The sequence below is a fragment of the Halomonas sp. AOP7-B1-5 genome (assembly GCF_052353045.1).
Lineage (GTDB): Bacteria > Pseudomonadota > Gammaproteobacteria > Pseudomonadales > Halomonadaceae > Vreelandella > Vreelandella colorata.
Map to the genome: position 1 here is coordinate 1 of NZ_JBQTDC010000002.1, position 17,958 is coordinate 17,958.

General features: G+C 54.7%; 16 protein-coding genes. 13 read left to right on the plus strand and 3 right to left on the minus strand.

The features are described 5' to 3' along the window. The first annotated feature begins 246 nt into the window (after window positions 1–246). From ACT3XD_RS01310 to ACT3XD_RS01345, 8 genes are all read left to right on the plus strand, one after another. A complete protein-coding gene (locus ACT3XD_RS01310) occupies window positions 247–1,224 on the plus strand; it encodes a TRAP transporter substrate-binding protein (RefSeq protein ID WP_192537816.1) in 978 nt (325 codons plus the stop codon). 68 nt (window positions 1,225–1,292) lie between these two features. Beyond that, entirely contained in the window at window positions 1,293–1,853 is a 561-nt protein-coding gene (locus tag ACT3XD_RS01315; RefSeq protein WP_192537815.1) for a TRAP transporter small permease, read from the plus strand. 9 nt (window positions 1,854–1,862) lie between these two features. After that, entirely contained in the window at window positions 1,863–3,146 is a 1,284-nt protein-coding gene (locus ACT3XD_RS01320; RefSeq protein ID WP_192537814.1) for a TRAP transporter large permease, read from the plus strand. An 11-nt stretch (window positions 3,147–3,157) separates the two neighbouring features. Further along, the gene (locus ACT3XD_RS01325; RefSeq protein WP_192537813.1) at window positions 3,158–3,964 is read left to right on the plus strand and encodes an enoyl-CoA hydratase/isomerase family protein; all 807 of its coding nucleotides are present in this window, start codon (window positions 3,158–3,160) and stop codon (window positions 3,962–3,964) included. Window positions 3,965–3,983: 19 nt separating this feature from the next. After that, window positions 3,984–5,171, plus strand: coding sequence for a CaiB/BaiF CoA transferase family protein (locus ACT3XD_RS01330; protein ID WP_192537812.1), 1,188 nt, complete (start codon window positions 3,984–3,986; stop codon window positions 5,169–5,171). A 79-nt stretch (window positions 5,172–5,250) separates the two neighbouring features. Beyond that, complete coding sequence (locus ACT3XD_RS01335; protein ID WP_192537811.1) at window positions 5,251–6,468, plus strand: pyridoxal-phosphate-dependent aminotransferase family protein; 1,218 nt, start codon at window positions 5,251–5,253, stop codon at window positions 6,466–6,468. A 16-nt stretch (window positions 6,469–6,484) separates the two neighbouring features. Further along, entirely contained in the window at window positions 6,485–9,487 is a 3,003-nt protein-coding gene (locus tag ACT3XD_RS01340; RefSeq protein ID WP_192537810.1) for an FAD-binding and (Fe-S)-binding domain-containing protein, read from the plus strand. A gap of 38 nt (window positions 9,488–9,525) precedes the next feature. Next, the gene (locus ACT3XD_RS01345; RefSeq protein ID WP_192537809.1) at window positions 9,526–10,050 is read left to right on the plus strand and encodes a gamma carbonic anhydrase family protein; all 525 of its coding nucleotides are present in this window, start codon (window positions 9,526–9,528) and stop codon (window positions 10,048–10,050) included. Window positions 10,051–10,126: 76 nt separating this feature from the next. On the opposite strand, the gene ACT3XD_RS01350 is transcribed toward ACT3XD_RS01345, so the two are convergent. After that, window positions 10,127–11,818 (minus strand): L-lactate permease, encoded by a 1,692-nt coding sequence (locus ACT3XD_RS01350; protein WP_192537808.1) that lies wholly within the window; start codon window positions 11,816–11,818, stop codon window positions 10,127–10,129. 353 nt (window positions 11,819–12,171) lie between these two features. Here ACT3XD_RS01350 and ACT3XD_RS01355 point away from each other — a divergent pair, with 353 nt between their 5' ends. After that, the gene (locus tag ACT3XD_RS01355; protein ID WP_192537807.1) at window positions 12,172–12,867 is read left to right on the plus strand and encodes a glutathione S-transferase N-terminal domain-containing protein; all 696 of its coding nucleotides are present in this window, start codon (window positions 12,172–12,174) and stop codon (window positions 12,865–12,867) included. A gap of 196 nt (window positions 12,868–13,063) precedes the next feature. After that, the gene (locus ACT3XD_RS01360) at window positions 13,064–13,462 is read left to right on the plus strand and encodes a phasin family protein (protein WP_192537806.1); all 399 of its coding nucleotides are present in this window, start codon (window positions 13,064–13,066) and stop codon (window positions 13,460–13,462) included. 90 nt (window positions 13,463–13,552) lie between these two features. Here ACT3XD_RS01360 and uraD read toward each other — a convergent pair whose 3' ends face one another. After that, complete coding sequence (uraD, locus tag ACT3XD_RS01365) at window positions 13,553–14,092, minus strand: 2-oxo-4-hydroxy-4-carboxy-5-ureidoimidazoline decarboxylase (protein WP_192537805.1); 540 nt, start codon at window positions 14,090–14,092, stop codon at window positions 13,553–13,555. Between the two features lie 118 nt (window positions 14,093–14,210). Between uraD and uraH the strand changes: the two genes are divergently transcribed. Then, window positions 14,211–14,564 carry a hydroxyisourate hydrolase gene (uraH, locus tag ACT3XD_RS01370; protein ID WP_192537804.1) on the plus strand — a complete coding sequence of 118 codons (354 nt, stop codon included), beginning with the start codon at window positions 14,211–14,213 and terminating at the stop codon, window positions 14,562–14,564. Between the two features lie 98 nt (window positions 14,565–14,662). Beyond that, complete coding sequence (locus ACT3XD_RS01375; RefSeq protein ID WP_192537803.1) at window positions 14,663–15,379, plus strand: GntR family transcriptional regulator; 717 nt, start codon at window positions 14,663–14,665, stop codon at window positions 15,377–15,379. 34 nt (window positions 15,380–15,413) lie between these two features. Here ACT3XD_RS01375 and ilvY read toward each other — a convergent pair whose 3' ends face one another. Further along, on the minus strand, window positions 15,414–16,292 hold the full coding sequence (gene ilvY, locus ACT3XD_RS01380; protein WP_192537802.1) for an HTH-type transcriptional activator IlvY: 879 nt from the start codon (window positions 16,290–16,292) through the stop codon (window positions 15,414–15,416). Between the two features lie 193 nt (window positions 16,293–16,485). Here ilvY and ilvC point away from each other — a divergent pair, with 193 nt between their 5' ends. Beyond that, entirely contained in the window at window positions 16,486–17,958 is a 1,473-nt protein-coding gene (gene ilvC, locus ACT3XD_RS01385; protein WP_192537801.1) for a ketol-acid reductoisomerase, read from the plus strand.

Genomic DNA, 17,958 nt, shown 5'->3' on the forward strand with positions numbered 1-17,958 from the left:
GCTGACAGTTTTTACGTTTAGCGCCTACAGATGATTGCTTGTAAATCAAACGGCTGTGAAGCACGACTTTCGATCAATACGAAAGTTTAATACCTAATTTTGAATTTTGAATTCAAATTGAATGAGTGCACAGGAGCGGTGTACGCGTCGCAGGGATGCGACAACTGAATGAGCGTGCAAGGTTCATCGGGCCACAAGCCCCGGTGGCAACGATCCAACAACAATAAGTTTCTCTTGGAGTGCTCTATGAAATTTTTCAAAACAACACTTTTGACCGTTGCCGTGGCGATTGGCTTACAGGCCTCTGCGGCGAATGCCAATACGGAAGTGCGGCTGGGCCATGTAGGCGGCCCTGGTTCGCTGTTTGAAATTACTGCTAATCGCTTCGCCGAGCTTGCCAATGAACGCTTGGACGGCGTGGCTGAAGTGAATGTGTACGGTAATAGCCAGTTGGGAAGCGACGAGTCGATGATGCGCCGCTTGCGGTTGGGGTCTTTGGACCTGTCGATTCCCTCGACGGTAATGAGCTCTGAATCCGATCAGTTCGCGTTATTTGAAATGCCCTACCTGATCAAAGACCGTGAACACATGAAGCGGGTTCGCGATGAAGTCGTCCGTGGGCCGCTTTATGAAGCAGCTGAAGCGCGCGGTTTTAAAATTATCGGGGTATGGGAGAACGGTTTTCGTCAGATCACCAACAACGTAAGACCTATTGTCGTGCCGGAGGACCTGGAAGGCATCAAGCTGCGTACGCCAAGCGGCGTATGGCGTATTGAGATGTTCAGAAGCTACGGTGCCGCTCCTTCGCCAATGTCGCTTTCTGAAGTGTTCGTGGCGCTGCAAACCGGCGCAATGGATGGTCAGGAAAACCCCCTGATTCAAACCTATTCTTCGCGTTTTCAGGAAGTTCAGGACTATCTCTCCTTATCCAATCACGTCTATACGCCCGCTTATCTGACCGCGGGTGCCAGCTGGAATCGCCTGCCTGAAGAAGTGCGCACAGTGCTCGAGGAAGTCGCCTTGGAAATGGAAGACTTCGCTCTTGAAGAGGGTTTGCGCCTGGATGAAGAGACGTTGGTAAAAATGCGTGATGAAGGCATGGAAGTGAATGAAGTCGACTTCGACGCCTTTGTTGAAGCCTCTCAGGCCATTTATGACAAGTTTGCCAACGATGTCGACGGTGGTCAGGAACTTATCGATACGGTAGCTGGGCTACGCGACTAAGCCAGTTAACCGTCTCTTAGAGGCGCAATGCCTGCGTACAGGGGCGCCTCAACGTTCTGGAGGTTTTAATGAGTGCTTATACCAAGTTCAAGAACGCCTATTTCTCGTTTCTTGAGGGGATTGTGGTGGTCTTGGTTATTGCCCTGGCAGGCGTTGTCACTATCGGGTTCGTTACGCGCTATCTCGGCTTCCCATTGAGCTGGTACGACGAGCTGGCTGCCGTGCTGCTGGCATGGGTGACGTACTACGGAACGGCACTGGCAGCCGCCAAGGGGGCGCATATTACCTGCCCAAGCGTATTGAATATGTGCCCGCCGTCGATCCGCGTGCCGATTGCCTTACTGGCTGAGGCCATCACCATCGGCTTTTTCATATTTCTTGGTCTGGCAAGCTACCAGGTAATGCTGATTCTTGAAGGCGTCAATATGGTCAGCCTGCCGTCCATCTCCATGCAGCTTACCCAATCGGCCATTCCCGTAGCTTCTGTACTATTCATTATCGCTGAACTGCTGCGCTTACCTGACGTGCTGAAAAGCGCTCGCGGCAAAGGGTTTATCGATCACGAACTGGAAGAAGCTGGTATCGATGCCGAAGAAGTCGAAGCCGTCAGTACTCAACAGCGAGGGTAAGTAGCCAGCATGACCATACTGTATATCTTCATCGCATTGATCGTGCTGATTCTGATCAATGTGCCGGTGGCCGTTGCCCTGGCGTTAGTCGGCACCATTGCCACCTTTATGACCTACGGCAGCATGGCGATGCCGACGGTCGGCATGACTATGTTCGAGGGGGCCACGAACTTTCCTCTGATCGCCATTCCGCTGTTTATCCTGGCCGGTGCGATCATGAATGCATCGAGTATCTCGCGGCGTTTGATCGATTTGGCCATGGCCATGGTCGGGTTTATCAAGGGCGGGCTTTCCATGGTGACTATTGGAGCTTCGGTATTTTTCGCCGAAATCTCGGGGTCATCGGTGGCGGGGGTGTCGGCGATCGGCAGTATCCTGATTCCGGCCATGCGTAAAAAGGGCTACTCGAAAGAGTTTGCCGCTTCCATCTCTTCATCGGCTGCCAGCTTGGCGATCATTTTACCGCCGTCGATTCCCATGATTCTGTACGCGGTGATGTCCGGCGAGTCCGTGGTACAGATGTTTGTGGCGGGTATCTTCCCCGGCCTGTTGGGCGCCATGGGACTGGCCGCCATGTGTTACTACCTTGCCCGAAAATACAACTTTCCTTCTGAAGGGCGTTTCCGGGCATCTGTACTCTGGAAAGCCCTGAAGGAAGCGGTCTGGGCGTTGCTGATTCCCGTCATTATCCTGGGCGGAATTTTTGGTGGCTTTGTGACGGCAACCGAAGGCGCGGCCCTGGCCGTCTGCGTGGCGATCTTTATTAGTGCGGTGGTGTATCGCGAGTTTACGATCAAAAACTTTATCGACTCGTGCAAAAGTGCTGGTGTGCAAACGGCGGTAGTAATGCTGTTGGTGGCAGCTTCTGCGGTGGTGGGCAGCTATCTCACCGAGACCCGCGTGCCCCAGGAAATTGCCATGCAGATCAGCGATCTGACGGATAACAAATACGTCATTCTGACCCTTTTGAACGTCATCTTCCTGATTTTGGGAATTTTCCTGCACTCGGCCGCGGCGATTATTCTGGTCGTGCCTATCGTGCTGCCGCTTGTCCTGGAAGTGGGTATCGATCCGCTGCACTTTGGCTTGATTGTCACGCTGAACCTGGCGATTGGACAGCAGACGCCGCCCGTGGCCAGCGTACTGATTGCCGCATGCTCGATTGCCAAATCGGATATCTGGGCGACGTCCAAAACCAACCTGTGGTTTATCGCGGTGCTGTTCACGATTTTGATGATCAACACCTACATCCCCGCGTTTGCACTGGCGCTGGTTAACTTTATCTACGGCTAAGGGAGTCATTTATGAAAGATTCACATGATTCACCGCTAACCGACAGCGTGCATTTTGAAATTCGCGACGGTGTTGCCTGGATCGGTTTTAACCGCCCGCAAAGCCGCAATGCAATGACCTGGGAGATGTACAACGCCCTGGAGCACTACTGCGATGTTCTGGCGGGTGATGACGAGGTTCACGCCGTGGTGCTTCACGGGGTAGGCGGCGAGGCGTTTGTTGCGGGCACGGATATTACCCAGTTTGCCAACTTTTCAAAGCCTGACGATGCCATCGGCTATGAACGCCGGATCGATCAGGTGGTGGGCAAGCTCGAGCGCTTCCCCAAGCCGACCCTGGCGTTGATTGAAGGGGCCTGCGTGGGTGGCGGTGCCGCGCTTGCCCTGGTATGCGACTTTCGCTACGCCACTCCGACCATGAAGTTCGGGGTGCCCATTGCCAAGACCTTGGGCAATACGCTGTCGATCAATAACGTATCGCGCCTCATCGACATGATCGGCGTGGCTCGCACCAAGGAAGTGCTGATGATGGCGCGGCTATTTGGCGCTGAAGAAGCGCACGCAGCTGGGCTTGTGAACCACGTCTTTGCTGCCGACACCATTTACGCTGACGTCGCCATGCTCGCGGCAGACTTTGCCAAGCGGGCGCCGCTTACCCTGCAGGCCAGCAAAGAGTTGATCAACCGGGCGCTTGAACAGCGAAGGCTTGAAGCGGATGCCAGCGATGACTGGGTAACGACCTGCTATATGAGCCGCGACTTTGCCGCTGCCGTGGATAAGTTCGTCAATAAAACGTCGTTTGAGTGGACGGGCCGCTAAACAAGAAGGAGGAAGGCATATGCTTCCCTTACAAAATATAAAAGTGCTGGACGTCTCCCAAATCATGGCGGGACCCTACTGCACCATGGTGCTGGCCGATATGGGCGCTGAGGTCATCAAGGTTGAAAAGCTCAACGGCGGTGATGATAGCCGCCAGATGGGACCTTATGTGAATGGGGAATCCACCTGCTTTTCGCAGATCAATCGCAATAAAAAAAGCATTTCACTCAATCTCAAGGACGAACGGGCAAGGCAGATATTCTACCGCCTGGCGAGTGATGCCGATGTCATCGTCGAAAACTACCGGCCAGGCGTGACTCAATCACTGGCAATCGATTACGACACCATCAAAGCCATCAACCCGGGTATCGTTTACTGCTCAATTTCAGGTTATGGCCAGACCGGCCCCTACAGCCATAAAGGAGGATTCGATCTGGTAGCCCAAGGCATGACCGGGTTGATGTCGATGACCGGCGAAGAGGGCAGGCGTCCGCTTAAAACCGGCATTGCGGTTTACGATATCGGCGCGGGCATCACCGCGGTCTACTCAATACTCGCGGCGCATATTCATAAGATGACCACCGGCGAGGGCCAGCATATCGATATTGCGATTACCGAGTGCGGCCTGCCCTGGTTTACTTGGGAAGCGGCAGCGTACTTTTCTGAGGGCACGGTGCCGGGCCCGACTGGATGGCGCCACCGAGTATCGGCACCGTATCAGGCGGTAAAAGCACGCGACGGGTATTTGATGCTGGGCTGCGCCAACCAGCGCACCTGGGAGCGGTTTTGCCGCGACGTATTGAAGCGTGACGCCTTGATGGAAGACCCGCGCTTTCTCACCAATCACGACCGTGGCCAACACGTTGATGAGCTGGAAGCGCTACTGGAAGAGCTGATGGCCGAGGCAAGCGTGGATGAGTGGTTAACGCTTTGCGATAGTGCGGGCGTGCCTGCCGGGCCTATCAATAACTTCGCCGATGCCATGGCCGATGAGCACTATCTGGCCCGCGGCATGGTGGAAGAGATGGAGCATCCGGTAATAGGCAAAATGAAAACCATCGGCTTTCCCAGCAAGTTCTCCCTGACGCCTTCGACAATACGCAGCGCGGCGCCGCTGTTTGCGCAGCATACCGATGAGGTGCTTGAAGGAATGGGCTTTGCTGATGACGAACTAAGCCACCTGCGGGCTGAGGGCTGCATTAAGTAGGTTTTTTTAAAACCATCAATTGAATTCATTATCCATTTTTTCAGGCTTTAATCGGTAACAATAACAAGAGGCACACACCATGCTGAAACTCGACTTTCACCCATCCGGCCGTCATTTCCTGCAGATCCCAGGCCCCTCACCGGTGCCAGACCGCATATTGCGCGCGATGAGCCTGCCCACCATTGACCATCGTGGGCCTGAATTTGGCGCCCTGGGGCTGGAACTACTTGCCAAGGTTAAAAAGGTCTTCAAGACAGAGCACCCGGTGATTATCTATCCGGCCTCGGGTACCGGCGCTTGGGAAGCAGCACTCGCTAACACCATGTCGCCGGGCGATCAGGTGTTGATGTTCGAGACCGGCCACTTTGCCACGCTATGGCAGAAAATGGCGCTGCGCCTGAGCCTCAAGCCTGAATTTATCGGCCTGCCGGGTTATGAGGGCTGGCGCCAGGGCGTTCAGGCCGACATGATCCAGGAGCGCCTCACCAATGACCCCGAACACGCCATTAAAGCGGTGTGTGTAGTGCATAACGAAACTTCAACCGGGGTAACCAGCGATATCGCGGCGGTGCGTCGCGCCATTGATGCCACCGGGCACCCGGCGCTTCTTATCGTGGACACCATTTCCGGGCTTGCCAGTGCCGACTACCGCCACGATGAGTGGGGCGTGGATGTCACCGTATCCGGCTCACAAAAAGGGCTGATGCTGCCGCCGGGGATTAGCTTTAACGCGCTTTCACCCAAGGCGATTGAAGTTAGCCGGGAGGCCAAGCTTCCCAGAAGTTTCTGGGCTTGGGATGAAATTCTCGAAGCCAACCAGAAAGGCTACTGGCCGTATACGCCCAGTACTAACCTGCTGTATGGCCTCAATGAAGCGCTGGATATGCTGCTGGATGAAGGCATTGACCACGTGCTGGCGCGTCACCAGCGCTGGGCTGCTGGCGTGCGTACGGCGGTCGAGGCCTGGGGGCTGGAAATTCAGTGTCAGGATCCGACACTTTATTCCCCTGTACTCACGGGTGTCGTGATGCCTGAGGGCGTCGATGCCGATGAGATCCGCAAGATTATCTACGAGCGCTTTGATTTGTCGCTAGGCATGGGGCTGGGCAAGGCCAAAGGCAAGATGTTCCGCATCGGCCACCTGGGCGACTGCAATGATCTTACCCTGATTGCCACGCTGGGCGGCTGTGAAGCCGGGATGAAGCTTGCGGGCGTTAACTTACAGGGCAGTGGCGTCACGGCTGCTCTGGACTACTTTGCCAACAATCCGCTTAGCACAGGCACTTCAGAGCGTTAATGATGGGGAGAGTCACATGACATCACTGACGAAACAGCCCCCATTGCGCGACGCCAGAATTAAACCCGTCGGGGAGCTGGCGGCGCGCTTAAGCCGGGAAATGGCAGGCGACGTGTTGTTTGATCAGGCAACCCGGGGGCGCTACGCAACCGACGCCTCGATCTATCAGGTTACTCCGGTGGGCGTGGTGATCCCCCGCCACCAGGAGGATCTCAAGATTGCTCTGGATATCGCTCGTGATGCCCGTGTGCCGGTGCTGGCGCGCGGTGCAGGCACTAGCCAGTGTGGCCAGACGGTCGGCGAGGCGCTGGTTATCGACACCACGCGCTGGCTTAACCAGATCATCGAGTTCGACGCTGAAGCGAAGACGGTGGTGGTAGAGCCGGGCATGGTGCTTGATCACCTCAACGCCTGGCTAAAGCCTTACGGGCTTTGGTATCCGGTGGATGTTTCGACCAGCGCTCAGTGCACCATTGGCGGTATGGCTGGCAATAATTCCTGCGGATCGCGCTCGATCTACTACGGCAATATGGTGCATAACGTAATGGGCATCGACGCGATACTCGCCGATGGCTTTGAAGCACGGTTTAGCTTTGTGGATAGCCTTGCCGAGGGCTCGCGGGAGCAACAGCTCGCCCAAAAGGTCAAGGCGATTGCCGAGCACGTCAGCCCCGAAATTCGCGAGCATTTTCCTAAAGTGTTGCGCCGTGTCGGGGGTTATAACTTGGATCTGTTCGACTGCCAGAACCCCATCCCTTACGATCCCGAGGGCCGAGTGAATTTAGCTCACTTGCTGATTGGCTCGGAAGGCACGCTTGGGGTAAGTAGCCGCATCAAGCTGCGGCTTTCCCCGCTACCCAGCCAAAAGGTGCTGGGCGTGGTGAATTTTCCCACGTTCTATCAGGCGATGGATTTAACCCAGCATATCGTCAAGCTCGGCCCCATGGCGGTCGAGCTGGTCGATAGAACCATGATCGAGCTTGCCCTTGAAAACCCCGCGTTTCGACCAGTGATCGAAAAAGCTTTGATCGGCAAGCCCGAAGCCATTTTGCTGGTGGAGTTTGCAGGTCACAATCACGCCGAGCAATTGGCGGCGCTGAGCGCGCTTAACGAGCTGATGGGCGATTTGGGGCTGCCGGGTAGCGTGGTGAATATGCCCGAAGCAAAGGAGCAGAAAGCGCTTTGGGATGTGCGCAAGGCGGGGCTCAATATCATGATGAGCATGAAGGGCGACGGCAAGCCGGTCTCGTTTATTGAAGACTGCGCCGTGCCCCTTGAACATCTGGCCGAGTACACGGACAAGCTTACCGAGGTGTTCAACCGCTACGGCACCGAAGGGACCTGGTATGCCCATGCCGGCGTGGGTACGTTGCACGTACGGCCGATTCTGGACATGCGCCGCGATGGCGCTGAAAAAATGCGCGAGATCGCCGAACTGGCGTCTTCGCTGGTGCGTGAATACAAAGGCGCTTACTCCGGTGAACACGGCGACGGCATCTGTCGTGGCGAATGGGTCGCCTGGCAGTTTGGCGATACGCTTAACAATGCCTTTCGCGAGATCAAGGCGCTGTTCGACCCGCAGAACCTGTTCAACCCCGGCAAGATCGTCGATACCCCGAAAATGGATGACGAGCGCTATTTCCGGTTCCCCAGAACGTATCAGACGATTCCGATTACGCCGGTGTTTGATTGGTCAGCCTGGAACGTAAAGCGCGACCCGTTAACCGGCGAGCAGACGCCGCCCGGTACCGCAGGCGATCCTACCCATGGACTCGCCATGGCGGTCGAAATGTGCAACAACAACGGCCACTGTCGCAAGGTTGATGCAGGCACCATGTGCCCAAGCTTTCGAGCGACCAAAGACGAGCAGCATTTAACGCGGGGGCGGGCCAATACGCTGCGCTTGGTGCTTTCGGGCCAGCTCGGCGAGGAGGGGCTTGCCAGCGACGCTGTTAAAGAAGCGCTCGATCTGTGTGTTTCCTGCAAAGGCTGTAAACGCGAATGCCCGACCGGCGTGGATATGGCCAAGTTCAAGATCGAAGCGCGTACTGCACGCGTCAAAGCGAAAGGCCTATCGCTGCGTGATCGCATGGTCGGTGAGATGCCGCGCTATGCGCCGTGGGCGAGCCGCTTTTCAGGCTTAATGAACTATGTGGAGCGCACCCCGTTTCTGGTCAACCGAGTCAAAAAGACGCTCAATTTTGCCCCGGAGCGAGCACTGCCTGCCTTCAAAGGTAACTTCCTAGCAGGCAACCACAAAGCGGCAAGTCACGAAGTCGCTGAGCGCGAGGTACTGCTGTTTGTCGATACCTTCAATAATTATATGGAAGGCGACAACGCCAAAGCCGCTAAGCGCGTACTGGAAGCTGCCGGGTATCGGGTGCACCTCAACGTCACCAAGGGCCAGCGGCCGCTGTGCTGTGGGCGTACTTATCTATCCTCCGGCCAGTTCGAGAAAGCCAAGGCAGAAGCCAGGCGTACGCTTGATCACTTGATGCCGTTTGTCGACCGCGGCGTGGCGGTCGTGGGGCTTGAACCATCGTGTCTTTTAAGTATGCGCGATGAGTTCCTGCAGTATGGGTTTGGTGAACAAGCCCGAGCGCTCGCCGACTCGGCGTATTTATTTGAAGAGTTTCTGGTCACTGCCCATGAGGCCGGTGAGCTGCCGCTGGCACTCAAACATTCAGGTTATAAGCAGGCCCTGCTGCATGGCCATTGTCATCAAAAGGCCTTTGATGCGCTGCGCCCGGTCGAACAGGTGCTACGCTGGGTGCCGGGGCTTGAAGTCAAAACCATCGAGTCTTCCTGCTGCGGTATGGCGGGGAGCTTTGGTTATGAAGCCGAGCATTACCAGGCCTCGCTTAAAATGGCTGAACTTTCGCTTCTGCCGGCCATTCGTGAAGCTGAAGAAGACGCTGTTTTGGTTGCCGACGGTACCAGCTGCCGTCACCAGATTAAGGATGGCAGTGGCCGAGAAGCCATTCATGTTGCCTGCCTGCTGGAACAGGCGTTAGCCTAACCAAGAAGGCGATTAATAATAATGATCAGGAGGTTAATGTGGCTATTTACCAATATGGTGAGCACCGGCCTGCGATACACGAAGACGTGTATATCGCGGACACGGCGGATGTAATCGGGCAGGTGACCTTAAGCGCGCGTTCAAGCGTTTGGTATCAGGCCGTTTTACGCGGTGACAGCGATCATCTGGAAATAGGTGAAGAAAGCAATATTCAAGACGGCGCAGTACTGCATGCCGACCCCGGCTACCCGCTTAAAGTAGGTAAAGGTGTAACGGTCGGCCACCAAGCCATGCTACACGGCTGTACCGTGGGCGATGGCTGTCTGATCGGTATTCAGGCGGTGGTGCTCAATGGCGCGGTAATTGGTGAAAATAGCCTGGTAGGCGCCGGCGCGTTTATTAAAGAGGGCGCCACTTTTCCCCCCAACTCCCTGATTGTTGGCTCGCCCGCTCGGGTAGTGCGGGAACTCTCGGCGGATGCCGTAGAAGGTTTAAAGCTAAACGCACAAAGCTACGTTATCAAAGGCCAGCAGCATGCTAAGGAGTTAAAGCGAATCGATTAGCCGTATGTCATGAACAGGCGCCCAATAAAAACCCCAGACAGTGTCTGGGGTTTTTTATGCCAATAGCTTGTTAGGCCTACATCAGCGTATCGGTAATCCCAATCACATAAAAAGCGATTAACGCGATAATACCGGTAAACACCAGATAGTAGATGGTCGGGATAATCGTTTTACGGATCGTCGCGCCTTCGCGGCCAAGCAAGCCTACGGTTGCCGAGGCCGCAACCACGTTATGAATCGCGATCATATTACCCGCTGCCGCACCGACCGCTTGAAGCGCGACCATCATGGCTGTAGATAGCCCCAGGGTTTGAGCAACGTTAAACTGGAACTCTGCCAGCATCAGGTTGGAAACCGTGTTGGAGCCTGCAATAAAGGCGCCCATGGCACCCACGGCCGGGGCAAAGAACGGGTAGATGTCGCCAACGCCGCTGGCCACGGCCTGGGCCATCATTACCGGCATGGAGACCAAGTCAGCCCCGTTAACGCCAGAGTTAATCAGGATACGCACCATCGGAACCGTGAACACCAACACGAAACCGGCCCCAAAAATCGTCTTGGTGGATTCCGACACTGCCGCGCTGATCTTCTGGGGATTCATGCGGTGCAGGAAATAAGTGATCAATACCACCGCGATAATGATGCCGCCCGGCAGATACAGGGGTTGAACACCACCGCTGACACCGGCTTCGCCAAGAATATTATTCCAGCTCAGGTTGATCGAGGTAAGTGCCACACGCAGTGGTTCAATGGTCCGCGAGGCGACCAGGAACAACGCCAGCAGTACGTAAGGAATCCAGCCCTTAAGGGTCGACATCGGGGCCTTTCCAGCCACATCGTCCAGCTTGATCTGCAGGTTACCAATCCACTCATCCGGCCAGGAAGTAGACTCAGGGAAGTCCCAGGTATCTTTGGGCAGCAAGAAGCCTTTACGCGCCGCGGGGACGACGATCGCCAGGCCAACCATGGCTCCAATCATAGAAGGGAACTCAGGCCCCAAGAGCACGCCTACCAGCATGTACGGTACAACGAAGCAGATACCGGTAAAGATGGCGAACGGCGTAATCGAAAGGCCCTCTTTCCAGGAACGGTTCGCCCCGAAAAAACGCACCATCATGATTACGAGTATCAGGGGCATCAGGATACCCACGATGCCGTGAGTAATAGCGACTTCGCTGGTGATCAGTCGGAAAAATTCGTTCCAGGTCGAGCCATTGGCTTCAAGCTGAGCAGTAATACCGGCGCGATCCAAGCCGCTGCCCACCCCAACCACGACGGGCGTGCCCACAGCACCAAACGAAACGGGCGTTGACTGTATCATCATACCCACGACAACCGCTGCCAGCGCTGGGAAGCCAAGAGCAACCATCAAGGGAGCCGCTACCGCAGCAGGGGTGCCAAAACCAGAAGCCCCTTCAATAAAGCAGCCAAATAGCCATGCAACAATCAGCGCTTGAACCCGGCGGTCAGGGCTAATCCCTGAAAAACCGTTGCGGATAGCCGTAATGCCGCCCGAGTGCTTAAGGGTATTCAGCAGCAAGATAGCCCCGAAAATAATCCATAGAAGCCCTGCTGTTTGGATAAGCCCTTGAATAGTAGAAGCAACTACACGGGTAAACGACATCTCCCAAACGGTCAGACCAATGATTGCCGCAGTTAAGAAAACGATAGGCATGGCTATTTTTGCAGGTACTTTAAACCCAACAAGCAAAATACCTGCTAGCAGTAGTGGCAGGAAAGCCAAGAGAGCAAGTGTTGTTTCATTCATAGGAGAAAATCGCCCCTGTTATTTATTAGGTATGTACCGTCGTCATCTAACGTTTTAGGCGTTAAACGCGAGTAGGGTGAAAGATACGACCCGGTTCAGGAAATAACACTATTGGAAAATTGGTCTGACCAGATTGGCGGCGATTTAAGCACCCAATAAATATATGGTGTTTTTAATTAAGGTTTTGTTTTAATTGTTTTTTATAAGTATTTTTAAGCAGCATTTAAGGCGCCGTTCATTAGACTAAAAGACAGGGCTTAAAAGCTCCTCTTGTATAGCCCGTGCATTAAGCTCAAAGTCTATTAATCAGCTTTGCTGTAGCCCATCTGACCATTAACGGTAAGGATAAAAAGATGACAAGAACGCTTTATGACCTATGTGGGCGTGATGAACGATTACGTTTTTCCCCTTACTGCTGGCGCGTGCGGATGGCGCTGGCCCATAAAAAGCTTGAATTCGATACCATTGCCTGGCGGTTTGAGGACAAAGAGGCACTGGCCTTCGCTGACTACGATAAAGTCCCGGTGCTATGTGATAACGAGCAGATAATTACCGATAGCTTTGAGATCATGCGCTATCTGGATAAAGCCTACCCAGAGTCGCCTGTACTGGGCGAGGGTGTCGACTACCAGCGCGCGCTATTTTTTAAATACTTTGTCGAGCGTAGCGTAACGCCAGGGCTTTTCCGCATTGTTGCGCTGGATCTATTAGATGCTATTCATCCCGATGACCGTGACTATTTCCGTAAAACCCGTGAAGCCCGGTTTGGCATGCCCCTGGCAGAGGTCCATAACCCCGAACAGGGCAGGCAGCAGCTAACTCAGGCGTTGGCACCCGTGCGGGACCAGCTGCGCAGCAGTCCTTTTATCGATGGAGAAGCGCCGAGTGGTGCTGATTATCTGTTGTTTGGCAGCATGATGTGGGCACATACCGTATCGCTTGAGCCACTTGCCGAGCCAAACGACCCGGTGGATGAGTGGTTTAAGCGTATGTTGACGGTTCACGGCGGCGTAGCAGGCAACGCCTTAACCATTCGTGATTTAAGTTAAAAATAAATTAAGATTCTGATTTTTAATATTTTTTTATGAGAATTTCTGACGATAGGCAAGCCGTTTAATAAAATCATGTTGCGCTGCACAAAAAGCGCTGCTAGCTTGGGGGTAGCGCTGGCCAATGCCAACGCATCAGCATCGCCTCCACCACGAACGGGCGGCGACCTGCTAGCCAACTCGAGGAGATGTCGTGATGATGAAAACTGCAGAGAACACCAATCAACAGTTTGAGTCTGCTTTTGTATCGCCCATGCGTTCTTACACGCTGGCAGCGCTCGATTATTACGAAAAGTTAATGGGTGCCCAAATTGACGCTGCTCGCGCCTACTCGGACATGACCATTTCTCAAGCTCGCACCTGGCTTGATGTTAAAGATGCCGACAGCTTCAAAAAAGCCCTGGAAAGTCAGCAGCGTGCTGCCGGTGATTTCATGGAACGTGTAAAAGGAGATTCTGAAAAAGTATCTTCTATCGGTCAGGATTTTATGCAGGAAAGCCAAAAAATGGCTGAAGAAAATACCCAGAAGGCGGTCGATAATACTCAAAAGGCGGCTGACAATGCTCAGAAAGCCGCGGGTACCAATAAGCAGTAAGCCTTTTTAAGCTGCTAACCCCCTGGCAGCGAAAAACGCTGCGCCCTTTCGGCGCGGCGTTTTTTTATGGGCGCAAGCCACGTGGACGAATTATTCGCCTAAGGCCCGGGCGGTTAACCGAAAGCAGGCAATGCGGACGATTTGCTCAATGGCCGTTGCGCGCTCGGTTAACACATCATTATGCAAGCGCTCTTCAAACGCCGCCAAAATGGCATGTCGGTCAAGACCCTTTACGGCGATAACAAACGGAAAGCCGAACTTGTTTTTGTAAGCTTCATTTAGCGCTTCAAAACGAGAAAACTCCTCTTTAGAACACTTATCTAGTCCAGCGCCTGCCTGTTCGCGAGTAGAGTCCTGGGTCAGCGCCCCCGCAAGCGCTGCTTTCCCGGCAAGATCCGGGTGGGCCTGAATAATGGCCACCTGCTGCTCAGCGGGGGCATTTTGCAACATTTTGCCCATCAGTATCGCAAGCGCCCCTGGAGAATCATGCTCTTCTCGCAGCCCTTGCTGCCAAGCCGCTTCGGCAACCCAGGGCGAGTGCTCATATATATCGCCGTAGTGAGCAACAAAAGCGCTTAGCGATAGCTCGCTAGGGCGGGGGTGCAACATTAATATGGTTTCAGAAGACATGACGATTCCTTAAGCGTGCTCTGATGCTAATCATGTATACAATATAAACACCACGAAGGTAATCTAGATCGATGACTTTGTTCGAGTCGCGATCACTCACCAGTAACAAGGAGTTGTTATGGGCCGTTTAACTACCCACGTGTTGGATACTGCAAAAGGTCAGCCGGGCAGCGGAATCACCATTGAGATATTTCGCCTGGCCGCAGGGCATCGCGAGCATGTGGGCGAAGCGGTGACTAACATGGATGGCCGCTGTGACGTGCCGCTTTTGGAAGGCGAGGCATTTACGCCCGGTGAGTACGAGCTGGTGTTTCATGCTGGAGACTATTTACGTGTCCAGGGCGTTGAAGACGATGAGCCGCGCTTTTTAGACGTTATTCCCTTGCGCTTTGGCGTAGCCGACTCAAGCCAGCATTACCATGTGCCGCTTCTGTTATCCCCCTATGGTTATTCCACTTACCGTGGCAGTTGATAGCCATCTCACCATTTGCCGATATCTCATAAAACAACGCTAAGCACGGTATGATGGTGTCCTAAAAGACGCCAGAAGGTAGGGGACAGGAGAGCTACATGAGTGATGCGCAGGCGACCGCGAAGCGAGTCGCTCCAGAAAAAGAGGCTGATGAGCGCCACGAGGCTATTTATCGCGCAGTAAGCGATGCGATTGTTGAGCAGCGCTTAAAGCCCGGCGCTCGGCTACGTGAAGATGCGCTTGCCGAGGTCTTTAGTATTAGTCGTACCGGCATTCGCAAAATATTGCAGCGCCTTGCGCTAGAGCAGTTGGTAACCCTGACGCCGCGTCGTGGGGCTAGCGTGACACGGCCTACGGCGGAAGAAGCCAAAGATGTTTTCGATGCCCGCCAGCTTATCGAATGCGGACTAATGCCCGATGTGGCAAGGCGGATTGGTGAGAAAGAAGCCGCTGAGTTGCGTGACATGGCCCGCCAAGAACGCCAGGCGCTGCGCAGCGGTCAGCAAAGCAGCGCCATCCGCCTATCAGCAGACTTTCATGTGCGTCTAGCCCAGCTATCCGGCAACGCAACGCTTGCCGAGTTTGTCGAAAGGCTCTGCTCGCGTTCTTCCCTTATTCTCGCGGTATACGGTCATCGTGGCCATCTAGGCTGCGAATCCCACGACCACGATGACCTGATTGGTTATCTGGAAGCCGGCAACGGTGAGCGCGCCAAGGCCTTTATGAGCCGCCACTTAAAGGCTATCGAGGCGTCCCTTTCCATGGTTGAAGGGGAGGAAAGCGCGCCGGATCTACAGCAGATATTTGGGGGATGATGGTTGGCCCCGTCGCTAAAACGGCGTGTAGAGCTTACATCAAGCGCCAGAACGCCTCGACCAGCGGGTTTTTCAGGTTCTTCTTCAGGGTGAACAGTCCGATATCGTAGGGCGCAAGCTTGGGCGCCACGTCGAGCACGCGAATACGGTCCATCAACGGGCTGTTGTCGAGGACGATCTTGGGCACCACGCCAATACCAAACCCCAGGCTTACCATACTGACGATCGCCTCATTACCGGTCACCTGGGCATAGATACGCGGCGAGATGTCCTGCTTGCGAAACCATTCATCCACGCGCGCTCTGGAAACGCCGCTTTCCGACAGAATCATGGGAATACTCGCCCACTCGGCCGATGTGGTCGGCGTGCCGGTCGGCGCATTCGGCACCTGCTGCTCCAAGGGGGCGATAAACAGCAAGGGGGAGGTGGCGATGGGCTTAAAGGCCAGCCCCCGGGGTAGATGGGCGGGCTTTGCCGCAATGCTAAGGTCTTCCTTGCCATCCAGCACATGGGCGATGGCATGCTCCGGGTCGCCGGTGCGCAGCTTTATCTCGATGGCCGGATAGGCGATACGAAAACGGCGCAGCAGCTCGTGTAAAAAGCTGTAGCTTGCCGTCACCGAGCCATACAGGCTTATTTCACCGCTCAACTGACCAGGGTTTTCGATAAGCTCGTGACGAATCAGATTCCACTGATTGCTGGCTTCGCGAGCGTACTCGAGAAATTTCTGCCCTTGCTGGGTCAGCACCACCGTCCGGTTGTCGCGGTTGAACAGCGTCACGCCCAGCTCGTCTTCCAAGTGACGGATGTTGCGCGAAAGCGCAGAAATGCTGACGTAGCACTCGTCGCTGGCACGGCCGAAATGCAGCGTTTCCGCCAGTGCGAGGAATTGTGTCAAGAGTTTGAAGTTCATGAACGCCATCATAATGATATTTTGTGAAAAAAGGGACATGCTGTTGCAAATATATCAATTTAAGAAAGAGTCGTTTTTAGGTAGATTGGCTTTATTCACATGGCGCTGAAGCTTGTGTTGAGCAGCTGTGTCACTTTTTTCGTGTCGATGTGCGACATCGATCATCGTACGATCACCCATCAGGATGTTAACCATGGCTAACTATTTCAATACCTTGGCACTGCGCGAACAGCTGGAACAGCTGGCGAAATGTCGTTTCATGTACAGCTCGGAATTCGACGATGGCGTCGACGCGCTGAAAGGCAAGAAAATGGTCGTGATCGGCTGTGGCGCCCAAGGCCTCAACCAGGGTTTGAACCTGCGCGACAGTGGTCTGGACGTTTCCTACGCACTGCGCCCGGACGCCATCGCGCAAAAGCGTCAGTCCTGGAAGAACGCCACCGAAAACGGCTTCACGGTGGGTACCTATGAAGAGCTGATCCCGACGGCGGACGTGGTCCTGAACCTGACCCCAGACAAGCAGCACACCGCGGTGGTGAACGCTGTCATGCCGCTGATGAAAGAAGGCGCGTGCCTGTCTTACTCTCACGGTTTCAACATCGTGGAAGAGGGCATGAAAGTTCGTGATGACCTGACCGTCATCATGGTAGCACCCAAGTGCCCAGGCTCCGAGGTGCGTGCCGAATACGTGCGTGGTTTCGGGGTGCCCACCCTGATCGCCGTTCACGAAGCCAACGATCCCAAAGGCGAAGGACTTGCCCTGGCGAAAGCTTATGCTGTGGGCACCGGCGGCCACAAGGCTGGCGTATTGATGTCCTCGTTCATCGCGGAAGTTAAATCCGACCTGATGGGCGAGCAGACGATTCTTTGTGGCATGCTGCAAACCGGTTCTATTCTCTGCTTCGACAAGATGATCGAAGAGGGTATCGAGCCAGGCTACGCCTCCAAACTGATCCAGTACGGTTGGGAAAACATTACCGAAGCGCTCAAGTACGGCGGCGTGACCAACATGCTGGACCGTCTTTCCAACCCGGCCAAGATCAAGGCCTTCGATCTGGCCGAAGAGCTGAAAGACATCATGCGTCCGCTCTACAACAAGCATCAGGACGACATCATGAGCGGGCACTTCTCGCGCACCATGATGGACGACTGGGCGAATGACGATGCCAACCTGCTCAAATGGCGTGCAGAAACCGCGGAAACCAACTTCGAGAAGACGCCTGCCGGCGAGGTTGAAATTTCCGAGCAGGAGTACTTCGACAACGGCATCCTGATGGTGGCCATGGTGAAAGCGGGTGTGGAGCTTGCGTTCGAAACCATGACCGCGGCGGGCATCATCGCCGAGTCCGCCTACTACGAGTCGCTGCACGAAACGCCGCTGATCGCCAACACCATCGCGCGTAAGAAACTCTACGAGATGAACGCGACGATCTCCGATACTGCGGAATACGGCTGCTATCTGTACAACCACGCCTGCGTGCCGCTCTTGGCGGACTTCATGAAGGACATCAAGTCCGATGTCATCGGTAAGGGACTGAATGTAGATGACAACGGCGTGGACAACGCGCGGCTGATCGAAGTCAACGATGCGCTTCGCGCACACCCGGTGGAAGCCGTCGGCGCCGTGCTGCGTGGGCACATGGCCGATATGAAGAAGATCGTTTAA